The 19,539-nt window shown below is 57.0% G+C and carries 20 protein-coding genes; 17 read left to right on the forward strand and 3 right to left on the reverse strand.

Features of this window, described 5'->3' with window-relative positions:
* Positions 1-541: 541 nt before the first annotated feature.
* A complete protein-coding gene (locus ACNQ0T_RS17375; protein WP_022646794.1) occupies positions 542-1,495 on the forward strand; it encodes a nickel/cobalt transporter in 954 nt (317 codons plus the stop codon).
* Between the two features lie 32 nt (positions 1,496-1,527).
* Here the strand turns inward: ACNQ0T_RS17375 and proP are convergent, their stop codons facing one another.
* On the reverse strand, positions 1,528-3,030 hold the full coding sequence (gene proP, locus ACNQ0T_RS17380; RefSeq protein WP_022646793.1) for a glycine betaine/L-proline transporter ProP: 1,503 nt from the start codon (positions 3,028-3,030) through the stop codon (positions 1,528-1,530).
* 646 nt (positions 3,031-3,676) lie between these two features.
* On the opposite strand from proP, the gene kdgT reads away from it, so the two are divergent.
* Complete coding sequence (kdgT, locus tag ACNQ0T_RS17385) at positions 3,677-4,669, forward strand: 2-keto-3-deoxygluconate transporter (protein ID WP_022646792.1); 993 nt, start codon at positions 3,677-3,679, stop codon at positions 4,667-4,669.
* Between the two features lie 33 nt (positions 4,670-4,702).
* Here kdgT and ACNQ0T_RS17390 read toward each other — a convergent pair whose 3' ends face one another.
* A complete protein-coding gene (locus tag ACNQ0T_RS17390; RefSeq protein WP_022646791.1) occupies positions 4,703-5,581 on the reverse strand; it encodes a diguanylate cyclase regulator RdcB family protein in 879 nt (292 codons plus the stop codon).
* Entirely contained in the window at positions 5,578-7,932 is a 2,355-nt protein-coding gene (crfC, locus tag ACNQ0T_RS17395; RefSeq protein ID WP_417930270.1) for a clamp-binding protein CrfC, read from the reverse strand. Before crfC ends, ACNQ0T_RS17390 begins: the two co-directional genes overlap by 4 nt.
* 591 nt (positions 7,933-8,523) lie before the next feature.
* On the opposite strand from crfC, the gene ACNQ0T_RS17400 reads away from it, so the two are divergent.
* The 15 genes from ACNQ0T_RS17400 to phnO all read left to right on the forward strand — a co-directional run bounded on the left by ACNQ0T_RS17400 (position 8,524) and on the right by phnO (position 19,532).
* Entirely contained in the window at positions 8,524-8,859 is a 336-nt protein-coding gene (locus ACNQ0T_RS17400; RefSeq protein WP_022646789.1) for a zinc ribbon domain-containing protein YjdM, read from the forward strand.
* Between the two features lie 80 nt (positions 8,860-8,939).
* Positions 8,940-9,371 (forward strand): VOC family metalloprotein YjdN, encoded by a 432-nt coding sequence (gene yjdN / locus ACNQ0T_RS17405; RefSeq protein ID WP_022646788.1) that lies wholly within the window; start codon positions 8,940-8,942, stop codon positions 9,369-9,371.
* A gap of 173 nt (positions 9,372-9,544) precedes the next feature.
* On the forward strand, positions 9,545-10,333 hold the full coding sequence (phnC, locus tag ACNQ0T_RS17410; protein ID WP_003860210.1) for a phosphonate ABC transporter ATP-binding protein: 789 nt from the start codon (positions 9,545-9,547) through the stop codon (positions 10,331-10,333).
* A 23-nt stretch (positions 10,334-10,356) separates the two neighbouring features.
* On the forward strand, positions 10,357-11,373 hold the full coding sequence (gene phnD / locus ACNQ0T_RS17415) for a phosphonate ABC transporter substrate-binding protein (RefSeq protein ID WP_022646786.1): 1,017 nt from the start codon (positions 10,357-10,359) through the stop codon (positions 11,371-11,373).
* Between the two features lie 50 nt (positions 11,374-11,423).
* Positions 11,424-12,203 carry a phosphonate ABC transporter, permease protein PhnE gene (phnE, locus tag ACNQ0T_RS17420; RefSeq protein WP_022646785.1) on the forward strand — a complete coding sequence of 260 codons (780 nt, stop codon included), beginning with the start codon at positions 11,424-11,426 and terminating at the stop codon, positions 12,201-12,203.
* Between the two features lie 20 nt (positions 12,204-12,223).
* A complete protein-coding gene (gene phnF, locus ACNQ0T_RS17425) occupies positions 12,224-12,949 on the forward strand; it encodes a phosphonate metabolism transcriptional regulator PhnF (RefSeq protein WP_022646784.1) in 726 nt (241 codons plus the stop codon).
* Positions 12,950-13,402 carry a phosphonate C-P lyase system protein PhnG gene (phnG, locus tag ACNQ0T_RS17430; protein ID WP_023299115.1) on the forward strand — a complete coding sequence of 151 codons (453 nt, stop codon included), beginning with the start codon at positions 12,950-12,952 and terminating at the stop codon, positions 13,400-13,402.
* Positions 13,399-13,983: a phosphonate C-P lyase system protein PhnH gene (phnH, locus tag ACNQ0T_RS17435; protein ID WP_003860219.1), complete on the forward strand. Its 585-nt coding sequence runs from the start codon at positions 13,399-13,401 to the stop codon at positions 13,981-13,983. The genes phnG and phnH overlap by 4 nt, the downstream gene beginning before the upstream one ends.
* Positions 13,983-15,047 (forward strand): carbon-phosphorus lyase complex subunit PhnI, encoded by a 1,065-nt coding sequence (locus ACNQ0T_RS17440; RefSeq protein WP_022646782.1) that lies wholly within the window; start codon positions 13,983-13,985, stop codon positions 15,045-15,047. Before phnH ends, ACNQ0T_RS17440 begins: the two co-directional genes overlap by 1 nt.
* Complete coding sequence (gene phnJ / locus ACNQ0T_RS17445; protein WP_022646781.1) at positions 15,040-15,885, forward strand: alpha-D-ribose 1-methylphosphonate 5-phosphate C-P-lyase PhnJ; 846 nt, start codon at positions 15,040-15,042, stop codon at positions 15,883-15,885. Before ACNQ0T_RS17440 ends, phnJ begins: the two co-directional genes overlap by 8 nt.
* Positions 15,882-16,637: a phosphonate C-P lyase system protein PhnK gene (phnK, locus tag ACNQ0T_RS17450; RefSeq protein WP_006177354.1), complete on the forward strand. Its 756-nt coding sequence runs from the start codon at positions 15,882-15,884 to the stop codon at positions 16,635-16,637. The genes phnJ and phnK overlap by 4 nt, the downstream gene beginning before the upstream one ends.
* Positions 16,638-16,743: 106 nt before the next feature.
* Positions 16,744-17,424, forward strand: a complete 681-nt coding sequence (gene phnL, locus ACNQ0T_RS17455; protein ID WP_022646780.1) for a phosphonate C-P lyase system protein PhnL — start codon at positions 16,744-16,746, stop codon at positions 17,422-17,424.
* Positions 17,421-18,557: an alpha-D-ribose 1-methylphosphonate 5-triphosphate diphosphatase gene (gene phnM, locus ACNQ0T_RS17460; RefSeq protein WP_417930271.1), complete on the forward strand. Its 1,137-nt coding sequence runs from the start codon at positions 17,421-17,423 to the stop codon at positions 18,555-18,557. Before phnL ends, phnM begins: the two co-directional genes overlap by 4 nt.
* Entirely contained in the window at positions 18,554-19,105 is a 552-nt protein-coding gene (gene phnN, locus ACNQ0T_RS17465; protein WP_108368006.1) for a ribose 1,5-bisphosphokinase, read from the forward strand. The genes phnM and phnN overlap by 4 nt, the downstream gene beginning before the upstream one ends.
* Positions 19,098-19,532: an aminoalkylphosphonate N-acetyltransferase gene (gene phnO, locus ACNQ0T_RS17470; RefSeq protein WP_417930272.1), complete on the forward strand. Its 435-nt coding sequence runs from the start codon at positions 19,098-19,100 to the stop codon at positions 19,530-19,532. The genes phnN and phnO overlap by 8 nt, the downstream gene beginning before the upstream one ends.
* Positions 19,533-19,539: the final 7 nt, after the last annotated feature.

The raw sequence follows: 19,539 nt of genomic DNA on the forward strand, positions 1-19,539 counted from the left end.
GCATGTGTTAGGCCTGCCGCCAGCGTTCAATCTGAGCCATGATCAAACTCTTCAATTTAAGTTTGATGCTCGTGAATTAAACTTCGTAATGAATTACGTATGTTCACTCAGAGACTTGGTATTCATTTTTCGTCCGAGGACGTTAAGAATCCATGTCACTTTGAGTGCCCACACAGATTGTCTGATAAATTGTTAAAGAGCAGTTGCGACGCGCTTCAGCGCTCTGTCGCGAGGTGGCGTATATTACGCTTTCCTCTTTCAGAGTCAACCCGTTATTTCAGGATTTTTTTCTCTTCAACCGACCGGGTAGTCTGTGAAGTGATTCACATCTGCCGTGTCGATGGAGGCGCATTATAGGGAGTTCCCGAGCGACCGCAACAGAAAAGTTGCAAAAAAATGACTGACTGCTGTATTCCCCAGCAAAACCCCGCCTTATACCCTTTTACGCACAGAGTTATCCACAATCCATTGACGATCCCGGTGCGATCCCGCTAATTGAACACTATACTAGCGGCAAATATTCCTCTCGCAGACCAACCTGATGACGACACAACGACTTCAACGTGACTGGCGTATCCCAACCGCCGGGCTCGCCGTGCTGGTGTTACTTATGGCAGGTTTCGCACTGCATACGCACTGGAATGCTTTTATTCAGTGGTGCCTCGCCGCTCAGATCACCCTGCACCGTTATCTGGTGATGTATTTGCTGCAACTTAATAATCATCAGTACAGCGGTGGGCTGTGGTTGTTAACCGGTGCGTTTCTTTATGGTGTACTCCATGCCGTTGGACCAGGACACGGCAAATTTATCGTCGCCACGTATCTCAGCACCAATAAAGAGAGCCAGCTCGCGGCGCGCGTCGTACCGTTTATCGGTAGCCTGATGCAGGGCGTCAGCGCGATCCTCTTTGTGTTTATCCTGGCGGTTGGATTGAACCTCGCGTCAGGGGATATCAGTACCAGCCGTTGGTACGTCGAGAAAATCAGCGCCTTACTGATTGCCGCCTTCGGTGCGTTTATCATTTATCAGGCGCTCAGCAGCCTGCGTCCGCGCAAAATGGCGATTAGCGCCATCAAGCCGCATCATCAGCATAATGAACACTGTGGCTGCGGCCATCACGGCGTAGGGGTGGATCTGGCTAAAAGCGACTGGAAAACCCGTCTGGGCGTGGTGCTGGCCATTGGCGCACGCCCGTGCAGCGGAGCAATTATGATCCTGATGTTCTCGAATGCGCTCGGCATTATTAGCTGGGGAATTGCTGCTGTGATGACAATGTCGCTGGGAACGGCGTTGTCGATTATGGGGCTGTCGCTGGCAGTACGTTACGCGCGTGAACGCACAGTAGCCTGGTTTAGTGGCGGCACTTCCCTGAACTGGGTAATGCCGATGGTCAAAATAGCCGGAGGAGTTGTTCTGATACTGTTCGCAACTATCCTCTTCCTGACGGTGATCCCCGTCAGCGCCAGCGGCGACTATATCGCCGCAGGATGCTAATAAAAGAAAACCCGCCAGCGGCGGGTTTTTTATCACTCGTTAATTCGCGGATGCTGGTCAACCAGGCGAGAACGTTTTTTCTGAAGCTCTTCAATCTCTGCGTCAATATCTTCAATCTTCTGCTCTACGTTATCGTAGTGCTCGCGCAGGATCTCCTTCGCTTCCTGAATATCGGACGCCGCAGGCGTTGCCCCTTTCAGTGGACGGTTCGCCGTCTCCTTCATAGTAATACCGGTAATCAGGCCAATCACCGCAATAACCATCAGATAGTAAGCAGGCATCATCAGGTTCTGCGTGCTCTCCACCAGTGAAGCAGCAAGCGTCGGCGTCAGGCCCGCAATCAGAACGGAGATATTAAAGGCTGCCGCCAGCGCACTGTAGCGAATATGCGTCGGGAACATTGCCGGTAGCGTAGAAGCCATCACCCCGATAAAGCAGTTGAGGATCACCGCCAGCATCAGCAGACCGGCGAAAATCAGCCCCAGCACATTGCTGTTAATCAGAATAAAGGCCGGGATTGCCAGCGCGAACAGTGCGACGCTACCGAGAATAATGAATGGCTTACGGCCAAAGCGGTCGCTCAGCAGACCCATAATCGGCTGCACGAACAGCATGCCTACCATGATGGCGATAATAATCAGCACACCGTGGTCTTCCGAGTAGTGCAGGTTATGCGACAGATAGCTCGGCATGTATGTCAGCAGCATGTAATAGGTCACGTTGGTGGAAATCACCAGACCGATACAGGTCAGCAGGCTGCGCCAGTGTTTGGTCGCAATCTCCTTGAACGACACTTTCGGGCCATCCTGCAACCCTTCACGGTCGCCCTGCTCCAGCTTTTCAACGTGCTGCTGGAACGCAGGCGTCTCTTCCAGGGCGTGACGCAGGTAAAGACCGATGATGCCAAGCGGCAGCGCCAGGAAGAACGGAATACGCCAGCCCCAGTCGAGGAAGTTCTCTTCACCCACTACGGTTGAAATCAGAACCACAACTCCCGCGCCCATGACAAACCCGGCAATCGAACCAAAGTCGAGCCAGCTGCCCATAAAGCCGCGTTTTCGATCCGGAGAATACTCAGCGACAAAAATCGATGCACCGGTATATTCGCCGCCAACGGAGAAGCCCTGCGCCATCTTACAGATCAACAGCAGGATCGGTGCCCATATACCAATGGTCGCATAGGACGGAATAAGGCCGATACAGAATGTACTTATCGACATGATGACAATAGTAATAGCCAGGATCTTCTGGCGACCATATTTATCACCCAGCATGCCGAAGAACAGGCCACCGAGAGGGCGAATAAGGAAGGGAACAGAGAACGTACCCAGCGCGGCAATCATCTGCAAGCTGGGATCGGCACCGGGGAAGAACACTTTACCAAGCGCATAGGCAACAAAGCCGTAGACACCAAAATCGAACCACTCCATCGCATTACCGAGCGAGGCCGCCGTAATCGCTTTGCGCAGTTTCGCATCATCAATAATGGTGACATCGCGCAGCGTGATGGGTTTTACTTTTTTCCTTCTAAGCATAGCTTTCCTCGTAGACTCAGCCCCGTCCGTTTCACAGCGCATTTGCAAGCTGTGAACCAGAGATCCGCTCCATGCGAATCTCCTTATTCAAGCGTAGCAGGTTTACTTACATTGACGTTTTACCGCAATACAACCGAACCTGTTGACGCCTGTCTGGGCAGTTAAAGACCTTTTAACCCTACCAGCGTTTATATATGTGATCAACTTCACATATATTTTTCCGGTTCGTAAGTTGGCTTCAGGTTTTGTCAATTCACGATAAATAAGGTCATTCTCACCCCCTTTATCAAGCACATCTTAACACCCGTTATTATTCCTCTTAAAACAAAAAACAATCACATTTCTTCACATCGAATTTACACAAAATTTAATTATTAACAGCGGGCATTCCTGTTTACATTCAATATGTGACGCAGATAACTAAAACAGTGTTTTATTTTCATTGAATCGCAATTCCAAAGATCGCATGATAAACCCGAACACAATATCCCAGCGGCTTTCAAATGAAGGAATGCTAAGCACCTGAATTTCGCTTTACAGCATAAGTAACGAATCGATTGGTCTTCAAGAAAGGCAATCATTTGAATTTGTTGATCTATTTTTTGAGATTTCCGCCAGCCACGCGGGCGAGATGTGAGGGTTAATGATGAAGATTAAAGCAACAATAGAACGCATCCCGGGCGGGATGATGCTGGTCCCGCTGGTACTTGGCGCGATATTAAATACGCTGGCCCCGAATACCGGTGCTTATTTTGGCGGTTTTACAAAAGGTATGATCACCGGAACGGTGCCGATTCTGGCAGTCTGGTTCTTTTGCATCGGCGCATCTATTAATTTACGTGCAACTGGTACGGTATTACGTAAATCAGGGACGCTGGTCATTACTAAAATTGCGGTCGCCTGGGTCGTTGCCATGATCTGCGCGATGTTCATTCCGGAGAATGGCATACAGACCGGATTCTTCGCCGGATTATCCGTTCTGGCCATTGTTTCAGCAATGGATATGACCAACGGCGGTCTCTATGCCAGCCTGATGAATCAATATGGCACCAAAGAAGAATCAGGCGCGTTCGTGCTGATGTCCCTGGAGTCGGGTCCGCTGATGACCATGCTGATTCTGGGTTCTGCCGGCCTTGCCTCCTTTGAACCCCACCATTTTGTCGGGGCGATCCTGCCGTTCCTGATTGGTTTTGCGCTAGGCAACCTCGATCACGATCTGCGCGATTTCTTCAGCAAAGCCACCCCGGTACTGATCCCGTTCTTCGGCTTCGCGTTGGGCAATACCATCAATCTGAACGTGATTCTGGAAACCGGCCTGCTGGGTATTGTGCTGGGTGTTGCCGTCATCGTCATCACGGGTATCCCGCTAATTATTGCAGACCGCGTCATTGGGGGCGGTAACGGAACCGCAGGTGTGGCCGCCTCGTCGGCCGCAGGCGCTGCGGTAGCTAACCCGGTGATTATCGCCCAGATTAACCCGGCCTTTGAACCGGTGGCGGCTTCCGCCACGGCCCTGGTTGCCGCCAGCGTGATTGTGACGGCGATTCTGGTCCCGATCATCACGGCGCTGTACGCCAGACGTTTTGGACAGGTTCCGGAGACCCAGGCAGAGCCGAAAGCGGTAGAAATGCACCACTAAGCCGTTCGCCCCCTCCTTAAAAAGAGGGGGCAATCACGCACTAAATATCTCTTCCACCATGCCATCCACCAGTCGTTTTGCCGAACAGAGTCTCGGCATACCCAGCGCGACCGTTTGCCAGCTCTGCGTCACTGACCAGCTCACCGGATGTTTATCCGCCTGACACCAGTCCCCCAGCCAGCCAAGCATATCTTTATAATCCATCAGACCAGGAGAAGCGGGCGTCGTCAGCCACTGATGGTAAAAATGCCGGGTGGTGGGAGAAGCGTTAATCCCCTGTGCCAGATAGTTTGCGGCCATGCTGCGCAGGTTATCTTTCAGCATGGCCGCCACATCACTATTCGCCAGACGACAGGCATCGCCAAACGCGCCCCAGCGCAACTCTTCCAGCACGATAAAGCAGCGGCCAGCCAGCGACCAGCCGTCATACTGCCCGGCTCGCCAGCGGGTAAAAATTTGCTCGCTGTGCTCACCCGCCTGAACCGTAAGGCCGCGCTGCGCGAGCGCTTTCTCTTTATAGGCGGCACGCTGGTTGAAATGTGCGGAGAGCGCCTCGTACTGTTGCAACAATCCGGAAGGTTGAGGGAGGCGTGGATTAACCTGCTGGCGCAGGGCTACCAGCTTGTCGGACATGCGGGTCAGCGCCAGGTGTCCGGGGTCGAGCATACCGGCCAGTTTCTCCGCCAGACCCAGCCGCAGTGCTGCATTTTCGTTGAGCATTCCCGCCATTGCCCATGGCCGCAACCGGGTCTGCGTAACGATCTCCTGCGTCAAACGCTCACGAAATTGCAGTTGCTGTGGCCCCAGGAGGGTGTGACGAGCAGCATCCGCCCCCTGGACCAAATCGACCATAAATTTTGGATGAATACACTCCAGCGTCCGCCCGGGACCGTCCAGTAGCTGTGTTGTCATGGTTGCTCTGCCGCGAATAAGGTTTGAATATCATCGCGTAACAGTCGGGTATCTTCCTGAATCCACGCCGCTGTGGTCATACTTTGCTTCAACAACTGGCTAAGCGCCCGGGTTGAATGCTCATTCTGCTGCCGCACGGCAAGGCTATCACGCAAGCTTTCCTGTAACCCGGTCAGGCACAACGAAAACTCTGCAAAAAACGTTGCCATACCTGCCGTAACAGAGACATCGACCTGCGCGGCCAAAGCTTTACGTATTTGATCGCAAAACTGATCGGTATGCTGCGTAAATTTGCCATGAAGCTGAGCGATATCGATGACATATCGGGTGCGCGTCTCCACATACGCTTCCCAGCCCCAGCCGGGATGATTGAGCCAGCGCGAGACGGTATTACGTACGCTGCCCGCCCCTGCAGGCTGACTGGCGGGAGGGGTGTCCTGCACAATGGCATCATTAAATAAGCCGCGCGTATTGAAGTTAAGCTGGTTTGCCTGAAACGCCGGAAAGCTAATCCGCGCCCGAAAGCCGGCATGACTGAGCTGTTCCTTAATTTGCATCTCGATGGGGCGCATCGCCTCATTCAACGATCGGGCGAGCGTAGACTCCAGCTGATCGAAGCGTAACGCCAGCTCCCGGCTAATTCTGCTCTGCGCATTCAGCAAAATCTGCTCGCATGACGATCGGATCTTGCTCAGGACAATCTGTGCCTGCCCTTCATCGTCAAGCACCAGCTGCTGGTTCTCATCCGTGTCGTCTGTACGCATGCTGGATGGCTCGCGCCCGGCTAAATCAAGAATTAACGGGCGGCTAAACATGTCGTCCAGCGCCTGGTGAAGTTCACCTTTCTGACTAAGCAGAAATGTATCCGCTGCGTTGAGCGCCTCTTCAACTTCATGCTGGACCTCATCGCTCACTACGCTCTGCCGCTGACGCAGCATCGCCATGTCCTCTTCCAGGCGCTTAATATTCCGCTCCAGCTCATCAAAGGCGACCGTCAGTCCCTGATGGCGAAAATCCAGGTATTCTCTGGCATTTTGCGCATAGTTCAGCAGCTTATGCGATGCCGACCGCAGGGCGAACAGCGAGGCGTTGGCGTAAGCCGCGTAAATCAGCTTGCGGATGGGCTGTTCGAACAGCGAATCCTCCCACAGCAGATCCGCCGCATGGCGAATATGGTCACTATCGTCGAGATCGGCCGTACGCCAGCGGCGGCCCAGCGCGGCCTCGGCAAAATCCTGCACCCAACGCTGATCCTGATGATCGGGAAGCCGCCCATGGGTGTTCATCTCATAGCGGGCGCGGTTTGCCAGGTAGGCCCACATGGAAGAGACCGGATAAATTTGTCCCGGAGAAATATTCCCTTTCATCAGCGTGCCGGAAATCATCGCCCGTACCTGCTCTTCATCGTCGCTGTTACGATCTTTCTGATCGAATTTATTGACCAGGGCGTAAAGCGGCACGGATTTCCCCGCCGCCGAAATTGCCTGCCGAACCTCGGCGTCGGAAATGGATTTAAGCTGGGTATAGTCCATCACCGCCAGCACGGCGGAGGCGCGCGCCAGCTGCTCGCTGAGCATTTTTTGCAGGTGCGGCTGACCGGCCTCGTTCGGCCCCGGCGTGTCGAGCAGCGTCAGTTGCCCCAGGTGCGCATCCAGACCGGCGAGGTGCACAAATTCCACCTCAATCACCGGAATATGTTCAATCGCGGCGTACTCAGAAAAAGGAAACTCCACGCCCAGCGCCTGAGAAAGCCGCACCAGATCGTTCAGGCTTTTCAGACAATGAAAGATGGGCTCCGCGCCCAGGTGATGTTTTCCGAACGCCTCACCTCTTTCGATGCGCTCCAGCAGCGTATTCATGTCCTTGTCGATTTCCAGACGCCGCGCCAGCTTGCCGCGATCTTTATCGCACAATTTCGTCTGCAACTGGGAAATCAGGGTATCAATGGGCGCAACGTGCAAAAAATGCAGCACCGGCTCCTTCTGGCCCGGCGTATGGCGGATCAGCGTGGGCAGCGCCGTCATCGGACGATTGCGGTTCGGCAGCACTTCCGTACCCACAATCGCATTAATGGTGGTCGATTTTCCCGCTTTCATGGTACCCACAATCGCCAGCACCATTTCGAGGCGGGTTATTTTGCGTAATTCGTTATTCAGCAACGCCTGCTGAGCGTCGACACCCCGCGCGCTAAAATGTAATGGCAAAACGTTGTTATTAACGCCGCTCATGGCAGCGGCTGTGCTATCCAGCTTTGCAATCGGCATTGATTTTAATGAATCAAGATTGTTCAGAGCCAGCTGTAACAAACGTTCGGCTTCCTGGCTTAATTCAAATATGGTCTGTGTGTGCATGATAAAAGCCTTCCCTTAACGCAAATTTATTACTTTTATTAAGCCACGTTTTTTTAATTATACTGTTCAGGCTTATATGATCACGTATGGAAAACATGTTCATTTAATACAAGTAACTGAAGATAATGAGAATTTAAATCTCACCCTTCTAATACGTGTAAAACATCCCTCTGGTCAGAAGACCAAAAGTAAATAGACAAAACGCATTTTCAGGAAACATCAGGAGATATCATCGTTATTTACCCACCAAAAAAGAGAGGTATTCCCTGACACCAAAAGATGTATAGCATCAGAAAGGATAGATAAATAACGGTTTGTTCCTTCACCTTATCCGAAATGGCACAGCGTAGCAATTTGCTGTAATAAAATATTCGATATATTTATCATCATAACGATCACTGCCGTGCAGGGCATAAGCTTCCCTTAATTCACTGACAGTTCGTGTCATCTTTTACGCATTTTTGCGCTATTTTTCTAAAACAATATCACCGACAAAAGTGGGGATTTGCGTTATACTCGCTGCCTTTTTCGGCACACTGCCGTCATTTAGCTGGCGTTTTCCAGCGTGTTAACACTTTTGAGGATACCAACATGCAACTTCCACACTGCCCGAAATGCAATTCTGAATACACCTATGAAGACAATGGCATGTTCGTTTGCCCGGAATGCGCCCATGAATGGAACGATGCGGAGCCTGCGCAGGACAGCGATACGCTGATTGTGAAAGACGCGAACGGCAACCTGCTGTCAGACGGCGACAGCGTTACCGTTGTGAAAGATCTGAAGGTAAAAGGCAGTTCTTCCATGCTGAAGATTGGTACCAAAGTGAAAAACATCCGTCTTGTTGAAGGCGATCATAATATCGATTGCAAAATTGACGGCTTCGGTCCGATGAAACTGAAATCTGAGTTCGTGAAAAAGAACTGATTGACCCGCCCGGTGACGCTTCGCTTACCGGGCGTTCGGGAACTACACTTAACGGGCTTTTCTTACGTGAGGTAAAGATTATGCCGTTAAGTCCCTACATCTCTTTCGCCGGCAACTGTGCGGAGGCCACCGCCTTCTATCAGCAGGCCGTCGGCGCAGAACTCCTCTACAAAATCACCTTCGGCGAAATGCCTAAAGACGAAAACAGCGAAGAAGGCTGTCCGTCCGGCATGAACTTCCCGGATACCGCCATCGCCCACTCTAACGTCCGCATCGCGGGCAGCGACATTATGATGAGCGACGGGATACCGCCTGGCAGCAGCGCGCAATACGCGGGTTTCACACTGGTGCTCGACACCCAGGATGTGTCGGAAGGCAAGCGCTGGTTCGACAACCTCGCCGATGGCGGCAATATTGAAATGGCCTGGCAGGAGACCTTCTGGGCGCACGGATTCGGCACTGTGACCGACAAATACGGCGTGCCGTGGATGATTAACGTCGTTAAATCGTAGGCTGGATAAGCGCAGCGCATCCGGCAACAGCGTCCGGTGGCGCTGCGCTGGCCGGGCCTACGGTGATTGTCATCAAATCCCCCTCAACTCTTCAAACTCCCGCAACCAACACTTAACCTGAATGTCATATTGATACGCCAGCATGAGGCCACATTTATCGTGAGGCCCAGCACATGCAAACTGTCATTCGCGTCGAGAAACTGAGCAAAACCTTCCATCACAACAAGGCGCTGCATGCCGTTGATCTGACCGTCCAGCAGGGCGAAATGGTGGCGCTGCTGGGGCCATCCGGTTCAGGAAAATCCACCCTTCTTCGTCACTTAAGCGGCCTCATTACCTGTGACAAAACGCCGGAAAGCCGCGTCGAGCTGCTGGGTAACACCGTGCAACATGCGGGGCGTCTGGCGAGCGATATTCGCAAAAGCCGCGCGCAGACGGGCTATATCTTTCAGCAGTTCAACCTGGTGAACCGCCTGACGGTGCTCGAGAACGTGCTGATTGGCGCGCTCGGCAGCACCCCGTTCTGGCGCACCTGCCTGCGCTGGTTCTCCCCTTCCCAGAAACAAGAAGCCTTACAGGCGCTGACCCGCGTCGGCATGGCGCATTTTGCCCACCAGCGCGTCTCAACGCTCTCCGGCGGACAGCAGCAGCGCGTCGCCATCGCCCGCGCCCTGATGCAGAAAGCCAAAATCATTCTGGCCGATGAGCCTATCGCCTCGCTGGATCCGGAATCGGCCCGCATCGTGATGGAAACCCTGCGCGACATCAACCAGAACGACGGCATCACCGTGGTGGTGACGCTGCATCAGGTGGATTACGCCCTGCGCTACTGCGAGCGCATCGTCGCCCTGCGTCAGGGCCACGTGTTCTTCGATGGCGCCAGCCATCAGTTTGATAACGAACGTTTTGATCATCTCTACCGCAGCGTAAACCGCGTCGAAGAACGCGCGCAGGCTGCTTAACGCCCCGATAACGAGGAATGGAAATGAACTACAAAGCCGTTGCCGCGCTGGCCTTCACCAGCATGTTCAGCATCAGCACCCTGTTAAGCCCGGCCTGGGCAGAGGAACAGGAAAAAGCGTTGAACTTTGGCATCATTTCAACGGAATCACAGCAAAACCTGAAGCCGCAGTGGGAACCGTTCCTGAAAGATATGGAAACCAAACTGGGGATCAAAGTGAACGCCTTCTTCGCCCCGGACTACGCGGGCATTATCCAGGGAATGCGCTTCAACAAAGTCGACATCGCCTGGTACGGCAACCTCTCTGCCATGGAAGCGGTAGATCGCGCCAACGGCCAGGTCTTTGCCCAGACCGTTGCAGCAGACGGCTCCCCGGGCTACTGGAGCGTGCTGATCGTTAACAAAGACAGCCCGATCAACAACCTCAACGATATGCTCGCCAAACGCAAAGAGCTGACCTTTGGTAACGGCGACCCGAATTCTACGTCCGGCTTCCTCGTCCCGGGTTACTACGTCTTCGCGAAAAACAACATCTCCGCCAGCGACTTCAAGCGCACGGTCAACGCCAGCCACGAAACCAACGCCCTGGCCGTAGCGAACAAGCAGGTAGACGTTGCCACCAACAACACTGAAAACCTCGACAAGCTGAAGACCTCCGCGCCGGACAAGCTGAAAGCGCTGAAGGTGATCTGGAAATCGCCATTGATCCCGGGCGACCCGATTGTGTGGCGTAAAAACCTCTCCGAAAGCACCAAAGACAAGGTCTACGACTTCTTTATGAACTACGGCAAAACGCCGGAAGAGAAAGCGGTGCTGGCGCACCTGGGCTGGGCACCGTTCCGCGCGTCCAGCGATTTGCAGCTGGTGCCGATTCGCCAGCTGGCGCTGTTTAAACAGATGCAGGGCGTGAAGGACAACAAAGGTCTGAAGGAAGAAGAGAAAACCAGCAAAGTGTCGGAAATTCAGGCGCAGCTGGACGATCTCGACCGCCTGACCGCCGCGCTCGGGGCGATGACCAGCGTGAATAAAGCGGTGCAGTAACTCAAGTCCCCTCTCCCACAGGGAGAGGGAGAACAGATTAAGGAGCCAACATGCAAACCATCACCCTCCCGCCGCCAAAGCGCAGCTGGTTCTCGCTCATAAGCTGGGCCGTTCTGCTGGCGGTGCTCGTTATCTCCTGGAAGGGCGCGGAGATGGATCCGCTGCTGCTCTTCAGGGACTCGGGCAACATGGCGACCTTCGCCGCCGACTTCTTCCCGCCGGACTTCAGCCAGTGGCAGGACTACCTCAGTGAAATGGCCACCACCCTGCAAATCGCCGTCTGGGGCACCGCCCTCGCCGTGATCCTCTCCATTCCGTTTGGCCTGATGAGCGCCGAAAACATCGTGCCGTGGTGGATCTACCAGCCGATGCGTCGCCTGATGGACGCCTGTCGCGCCATCAACGAAATGGTCTTTGCGATGCTGTTCGTGGTCGCCGTCGGCCTGGGTCCGTTCGCTGGCGTGATGGCGCTGTTCATCCACACCACCGGCGTACTCTCCAAGCTGCTCTCCGAAGCGGTTGAAGCCATCGAGCCCGGCCCGGTGGAAGGCATCCGCGCAACCGGCGCGAACAAAATCGAAGAGATCCTCTACGGCGTCCTGCCGCAGGTCATGCCGCTGCTCATCTCCTATTCGCTATACCGCTTCGAGTCCAACGTTCGCTCCGCCACCGTGGTCGGCATGGTGGGCGCAGGCGGTATTGGCGTCACCCTGTGGGAAGCGATTCGCGGTTTCCAGTTCCAGCAAACCTGCGCATTGATGGTGCTCATCATCGTCACCGTCAGTCTGCTGGATTTCCTCTCTCAACGCTTGCGTAAGCACTTCATCTGAGAAGCGAGGCTTTGATTGGTATGCACTTATCCAGACATCCGACCAGTTACCCTACCCGCTGGCAAGAGATTGCGGCAAAGCTCGAAGTGGAGCTGCGCACGCACTATCGGTGCGGCGACTACCTGCCTGCCGAGCAGCAGCTTGCCGACCGCTACGAAGTGAATCGCCACACCCTGCGTCGCGCCATCGATCAGCTGGTGGAACGCGGCTGGGTCCAGCGTCGTCAGGGCGTCGGCGTGCTGGTGCTGATGCGTCCGTTTGACTACCCGCTCAATGCTCAGGCGCGTTTTAGCCAGAACCTGCTCGATCAGGGCAGCCACCCCACCAGCGAAAAGCTGCTGTCTGTCCTGCGCCCGGCCTCCCGCCACGTAGCGGACGCGCTGGGGATTCAGGAGGGCGACAACGTCGTTCACCTGCGCACGTTGCGCCGGGTGAACGGCGTGGCGGTCTGTCAGATCGACCACTACTTCGCGGACCTCTCCCTCTGGCCCGTGCTGCAACATTTCGCCAGCGGTTCCCTGCATGATTTTCTTCAGGAGGCGACGGGTATCGCGCTCAAACGCACCCAGACGCGCATCAGCGCCCGCCGCGCGCAGGCTAAAGAGAGCAAGGTGCTGGAGATCCCCAACATGGCCCCGCTGCTCTGCGTGCGCACCCTCAACCACCGTGACGGCGACGTCAACGCAACGGAATACTCCGTCAGCCTGACCCGCGCCGACATGATTGAATTTACCATGGAGCACTGAATGCACTTCGACACCTCCACTCGTCAGCGCTGGATGCGCGTGCTGGCCCACAGCCAGCCTGCTGCGCTGGCTGCCCGCATGAACGCGCTCGGCCTGACGCCGGACTACGACACGATCCGCGCGCCGGAGATCGGCCTGGTGCAGATCCAGGCACGCATGGGCGGCACCGGCGAGCGCTTCTTCGCCGGCGATGCCACCCTCACCCGCGCGGTGATCCGCCTGAGCAGCGGCACGCTGGGCTACGGCTACGTACTTGGACGCGACAAAACGCACGCCGAGCGCTGCGCGGTTATCGACGCGCTTTTACAGGAACAGCCGCATTTTCAGACCTTAATGGAAACCCTTATTGCCCCGCTGGAAGCTGACCGCGCCGCACGCCTTGCCGCGCGGCAGGCCGAAGTGAATACCAGCCGGGTAGACTTCTTTACGCTCGTTCGCGGAGACAACGCATGACGCTTCAACCTGCCTTTACCCTGGCCGTCCAGGATGCCCAACAGAGTTTCCGTCGCCTGCTGAAAGCCATGAGCGAGCCCGGCGTGATCGTCTCGCTGCACCAGCTTTCGCAGGGCTGGCTGCCGCTGAATCTCGCCTCTACCAGCGTGCTGCTGACGCTGGCGGACAACGACACGCCGGTATGGCTGTCAGGGGCATTGCTGAACGATATCGCCAGCCAGAACCTGCGCTTTCACACCAACGCGCCGCTGGTCGAGCAGCCCCAGCAGGCGGTCTTCGCCGTGGCAGACGAGCAAATCAGCCACGAGCAGCTTAACGCCCTGAGCGAAGGCAGCGCCGTCGCCCCGGAAACCAGCGCCACGCTGATTTTGCAGGTCTCCAGCCTGAGCGGTGGTCGCATGCTTCGCCTGACGGGTGCAGGCATCGCCGACGAGCGGATGGTCGCCCCCCAGCTGCCGGAGTGCATCATCCATGAGCTGACCGAGCGCCCGCATCCGTTCCCGCTCGGTATCGACCTGATCCTGACCTGCGGCGAGCGCCTGCTGGCGATCCCGCGAACCACTCACGTGGAGGTGTGCTGATGTACGTTGCCGTCAAAGGGGGCGAGAAGGCGATCGCCGCCGCCCATGCCTTGCAGGCGCACAGACGCCGGGGGGATGACGCTCTTCCCGAGCTGAGCGTCGCACAGATTGAACAGCAGTTAAACCTGGCCGTCGACCGCGTGATGACCGAAGGCGGCATCGCGGACCGTGAGCTGGCGGCGCTGGCGCTGAAACAGGCCAGCGGCGATAACGTGGAAGCCATCTTCCTGCTGCGCGCTTACCGCACAACGCTTGCGAAGCTGGCGGTGAGCGAGCCGGTAAATACGGCGGAAATGCGTTTAGAGCGCCGTATTTCTGCGGTGTATAAAGATATTCCTGGCGGCCAGCTGCTTGGCCCCACCTACGACTACACCCATCGTCTGATGGACTTCGCTCTGCTGGCAAACGGTGAAACACCGCAGCTCAGCGCCTCTGACGCTGAACAAGACGCCTCCCCGCACGTCTTTAGCCTGCTGGCAAACCAGGGGCTGGCGAAGGCGGAAGAAGACACCGGCAGCACACCGGATGACATCACCCGCACGCCGCCGGTCTATCCCTGTTCGCGCTCGTCCCGTCTGCAACAGCTGATGCGCGGCGACGAAGGCTATCTGCTGGCGCTGGCCTACTCCACGCAGCGCGGCTACGGGCGCAACCACCCCTTCGCGGCAGAGATCCGCAGCGGCTATCTCGATGTCGAAATTGTGCCAGAAGAGCTGGGGTTTGCGGTGAACATCGGCGAACTGCTGATGACCGAGTGCGAAATGGTCAACGGTTTTGTCGCGCCAGAAAATGAAGATCCACACTTTACCCGCGGCTACGGGCTGGTGTATGGCCTGAGCGAGCGCAAGGCGATGGCGATGGCGCTGGTTGACCGTGCGCTCCAGGCGCCGGACTACGGCGAGCATATTGCAGGGCCGGCACAGGACGAAGAGTTCGTGCTGGCCCACGCGGATAACGTTGAGGCCGCGGGCTTTGTCTCGCACCTCAAGCTGCCGCACTACGTCGATTTCCAGGCCGAACTGGAACTGCTGAAACGCCTGCAACGGGAGCGCGCCAATGGCTAACTTAAGCGGCTACAACTTTGCCTATCTGGACGAGCAAACTAAACGCATGATCCGCCGCGCCATCCTTAAGGCTGTGGCGATCCCCGGCTACCAGGTGCCGTTCGGCGGCCGCGAAATGCCGATGCCCTACGGCTGGGGCACCGGCGGTATTCAAATCACCGCCAGCGTGATTGGCGAAGCGGACGTGCTGAAGGTCATCGACCAGGGGGCAGACGACACCACCAATGCCGTGTCGATCCGCAACTTCTTTAAGCGCGTAACGGGCGTCAACACCACTGAAAAAACCGAAGACGCGACGCTGATCCAGACCCGTCACCGCATCCCGGAAACCCCGCTGACGGAAGATCAGATTTTGATTTTCCAGGTGCCGATCCCGGAGCCGCTGCGCTTTATCGAGCCGCGGGAAACCGAAACCCGCACCATGCACGCCCTGGAAGAGTACGGGATCATGCAGGTCAAACTGTATGAGGACATCGCCCGCTTCGGCCATATCGCCACCACCTACGCCTACCCGGTGAAGGTGAACGGCCGCTACGTGATGGACCCGTCGCCGATCCCGAAATTCGATAACCCGAAGATGGACATGATGCCCGCCCTGCAACTTTTTGGTGCCGGACGTGAAAAACGCATCTACGCCGTACCGCCGTTTACCCGCGTAGAGAGCCTGGATTTCGACGATCACCCGTTTACGGTGCAGGAGTGGGACGAGCCGTGCGCCATCTGCGGATCCAAACACAGCTATCTGGATGAAGTGGTGCTGGACGACACGGGCAAACGGATGTTTGTCTGCTCCGACACCGATTACTGCCGCCAACAGAGCGAGGCGAACAGCCAATGAAACCGCTGCTTTCGGTTAACAACCTGACTCACCTTTATGCGCCGGGCAAAGGCTTTAGCGACGTGTCGTTTGAGCTGTGGCCGGGCGAAGTGCTGGGCATCGTCGGCGAGTCCGGCTCCGGTAAAACCACCCTGCTGAAGTCCATCTCCGCGCGCCTGACGCCGCAGAATGGCGACATTTTGTATGAGGGCGCATCGCTGTACGGCATGAGCGAAGCCGAGCGCCGCCGCCTGCTGCGCACCGAGTGGGGCGTGGTGCATCAGCACCCGATGGACGGCCTGCGCCGTCAGGTGTCAGCGGGGGGCAACATCGGCGAACGGCTGATGGCCACCGGCGCACGCCACTACGGCAATATCCGCGCCACGGCGCAGCACTGGCTGGAGGAAGTTGAAATCCCCGCCTCGCGCATCGACGACCTGCCGACCACCTTCTCCGGCGGCATGCAGCAGCGTTTACAGATTGCCCGCAATCTCGTCACCCATCCGAAGCTGGTGTTTATGGACGAACCGACCGGCGGGCTGGACGTATCCGTGCAGGCTCGCCTGCTCGACCTGCTGCGCGGCCTGGTGGTGGAGCTGAACCTGGCGGTGGTGATTGTCACCCATGATTTAGGCGTCGCGCGCCTGCTGGCGGACCGTCTTCTGGTGATGAAGCAGGGTCAGGTGGTGGAAAGTGGGCTGACCGACCGGGTGCTCGACGATCCCCATCATCCGTACACCCAGCTGCTGGTGTCGTCGGTGTTGCAGAACTGAGGGCGCTGTTGCCGGGTGGCGCTGCGCTTACCCGGCCTACGAACAGCGCACCTGTAGGCCGGGTAAGGCGAAGCCGCCACCCGGCAAAACGAATCGCGAGGCAAAAATGATCCACGTTGAAAATGTCAGTAAAACCTTTGTGCTCCACCAGCAAAACGGTGTCCGCCTGCCGGTACTGCAAAATGCCTCATTAGAGGTCAGCAACGGCGAATGCGTGGTGCTGCATGGCCATTCCGGCAGCGGAAAATCCACCCTGCTGCGCTCCCTGTATGCCAACTACCTGCCGGACGAAGGCCATATCCATATCCGCCATAACAATGAATGGGTCGATCTGGTCCAGGCTCCCGCGCGCAAGGTGCTGGAAGTACGCCGCTCGACGATCGGCTGGGTCAGCCAGTTCCTGCGGGTGATCCCGCGGATCTCTGCCCTGGACGTGGTCATGCAGCCCCTGCTGGATCTCGGCGTACCGCGCGAAACCTGCGCCGCTAAAGCCGCCAGCCTGCTGACGCGTCTCAACGTACCGGAGCGTCTGTGGCACCTCGCCCCGTCGACCTTTTCCGGCGGCGAACAGCAGCGCGTGAACATCGCCCGCGGCTTTATCGTCGATTACCCGATTTTACTTCTGGATGAACCCACCGCCTCGCTCGACAGTAAAAACAGCGCAGCGGTGATGGAACTGATCGAACAGGCCAAAGCGCGCGGCGCGGCGATCGTCGGGATCTTCCACGACGACGCCGTACGCCATCGCGTGGCGGACAGACTGCACCCGATGGGGACAAACGTATGATTATCAATAACGTCAGGCTGGTACTGGAAAATGAGGTCGTGAACGGCTCGGTTGAGGTCCGGGACGGTGTCATCCGCGCCTTTGCCGAAACCCGGAGCCGCACTCCTGAAGCGATGGACGGCGAAGGCGGCTGGCTGCTGCCGGGGCTGATTGAGCTGCATACCGATAATCTCGATAAATTCTTCACCCCGCGCCCAAAGGTGGACTGGCCTGCTCATTCAGCGATGAGCAGCCACGACGCGCTGATGGTCGCCAGCGGCATCACCACGGTGCTGGACGCGGTGGCGATTGGCGACGTGCGCGACGGCGGCGATCGGCTGGAGAACCTGGAGAAGATGATCAACGCCGTGGAGGAGACGCAAAAGCGCGGCCTCAACCGCGCCGAGCACCGCCTGCACCTGCGCTGCGAGCTGCCGCACCACACCACCCTGCCGCTGTTTGAAAAGCTGGTGGGCCGCGAGCCGGTCTCGCTGGTTTCCCTGATGGATCACTCGCCGGGGCAGCGCCAGTTCGCCAACATTGAAAAGTATCGCGAATACTATCAGGGCAAATACGCGCTCAATGATGCCGAGATGGCGCGCTATGAAGAAGAGCAGCTCCAGCTTGCGGCGCGGTGGTCGCAGCCGAATCGTCTCTCCATTGCCGCGATGTGCCGTGACCGTCATATTGCCCTGGCCAGCCATGATGACGCCACGCACGATCATGTCCGCGAATCCCACCAGCTTGGGAGCGTGATCGCCGAATTTCCCACCACGTTCGAGGCGGCAGAGGCATCGCGTAAGCATGGCATGAACGTGCTAATGGGTGCGCCGAACATCGTGCGCGGCGGGTCGCACTCCGGAAACGTGGCGGCAAGCAAGCTCGCCTCCCTCGGCCTGCTGGATATCCTCTCATCTGACTATTACCCCGCCAGCCTGCTGGACGCGGCCTTCCGCGTCGCGGACGACGAAGGCAATAGCTTCACGCTGCCGCAGGCGATTCGCCTGGTGACGAAAAACCCGGCCACCGCGCTCAATCTTCACGATCGCGGGGAAATTGCCGAGGGGAAACGGGCCGATCTGGTGCTGGCGCACCGTAAGGGCGAGCACATTCATATCGACCACGTCTGGCGTCAGGGAAAAAGGGTATTCTGATGGGAAGACTCATCTGGTTAATGGGCCCGTCCGGCTCCGGGAAGGACAGCCTGCTGTCGGCGTTACGGCAGCGGGAACACTCACAGCTGCTGGTGGCGCACCGCTATATCACGCGCGATGCCAACGCCGGAAGCGAAAACCATATCGCCCTGAGCGAGCAGGAGTTTTTTACCCGCGCCGGACAAAACTTGCTGGCGCTAAGCTGGCATGCCAACGGTTACTACTATGGCGTCGGCATTGAGATTGACCTCTGGCTGCATGCGGGGTTCGACGTGCTGGTTAACGGCTCACGGGCGCATCTCCCGCAGGCTCGCGCCCGGTACGAAGCGGCGCTGCTCCCGGTCTGTTTGCAGGTTTCCCCGGAGGTTCTGCATAGCCGGCTGCAAAAGCGGGGACGCGAAAACGCGCGCGAGATCGACCAGCGGCTGGAACGGGCGGCGCGCTACACCCCGTCGGGTTGCCATCTCCTCAATAACGACGGAAGTTTGCTACAGTCAGTCGAGACCTTTCTATCGCTTATTCGCCAGAAGGAGAAACAGCATGCCTGACTGCCAGCTTCGCCCCGCCACCGCCGACGATGCGCCGATCGTTTACGCTCTGATCTGCGAACTTAAGCAGGCCGAGTTCGATCATCAGGCGTTTCACGCCGGGTATCTGGCCAACTTGCAGGATCACAATATGCGCTACCAGCTGGCCGAGCTGGACGGGAAGATCATCGGGATGATCGGCCTGCACATGCAGTTTCACCTGCACCACGCCCGCTGGGTCGGCGAGATCCAGGAGCTGGTGGTGATGCCGCAGGCGCGCGGATTGAAAGTGGGCAGCCAGCTGCTGGCCTGGGCAGAGGAGATCGCACGCCAGGCAGGCGCCGAGCTGACCGAGCTTTCCACCAGCGTGAAGCGCGTGGACGCGCACCGTTTTTATGTTCGTGAAGGGTATACGCTAAGCCATTTCCGCTTCACCAAACCGCTGTAGAGGTGCG

This window comes from Enterobacter cloacae complex sp.6700776 (assembly GCF_048284255.1).
Classification (GTDB): Bacteria; Pseudomonadota; Gammaproteobacteria; order Enterobacterales; family Enterobacteriaceae; genus Enterobacter; species Enterobacter intestinihominis.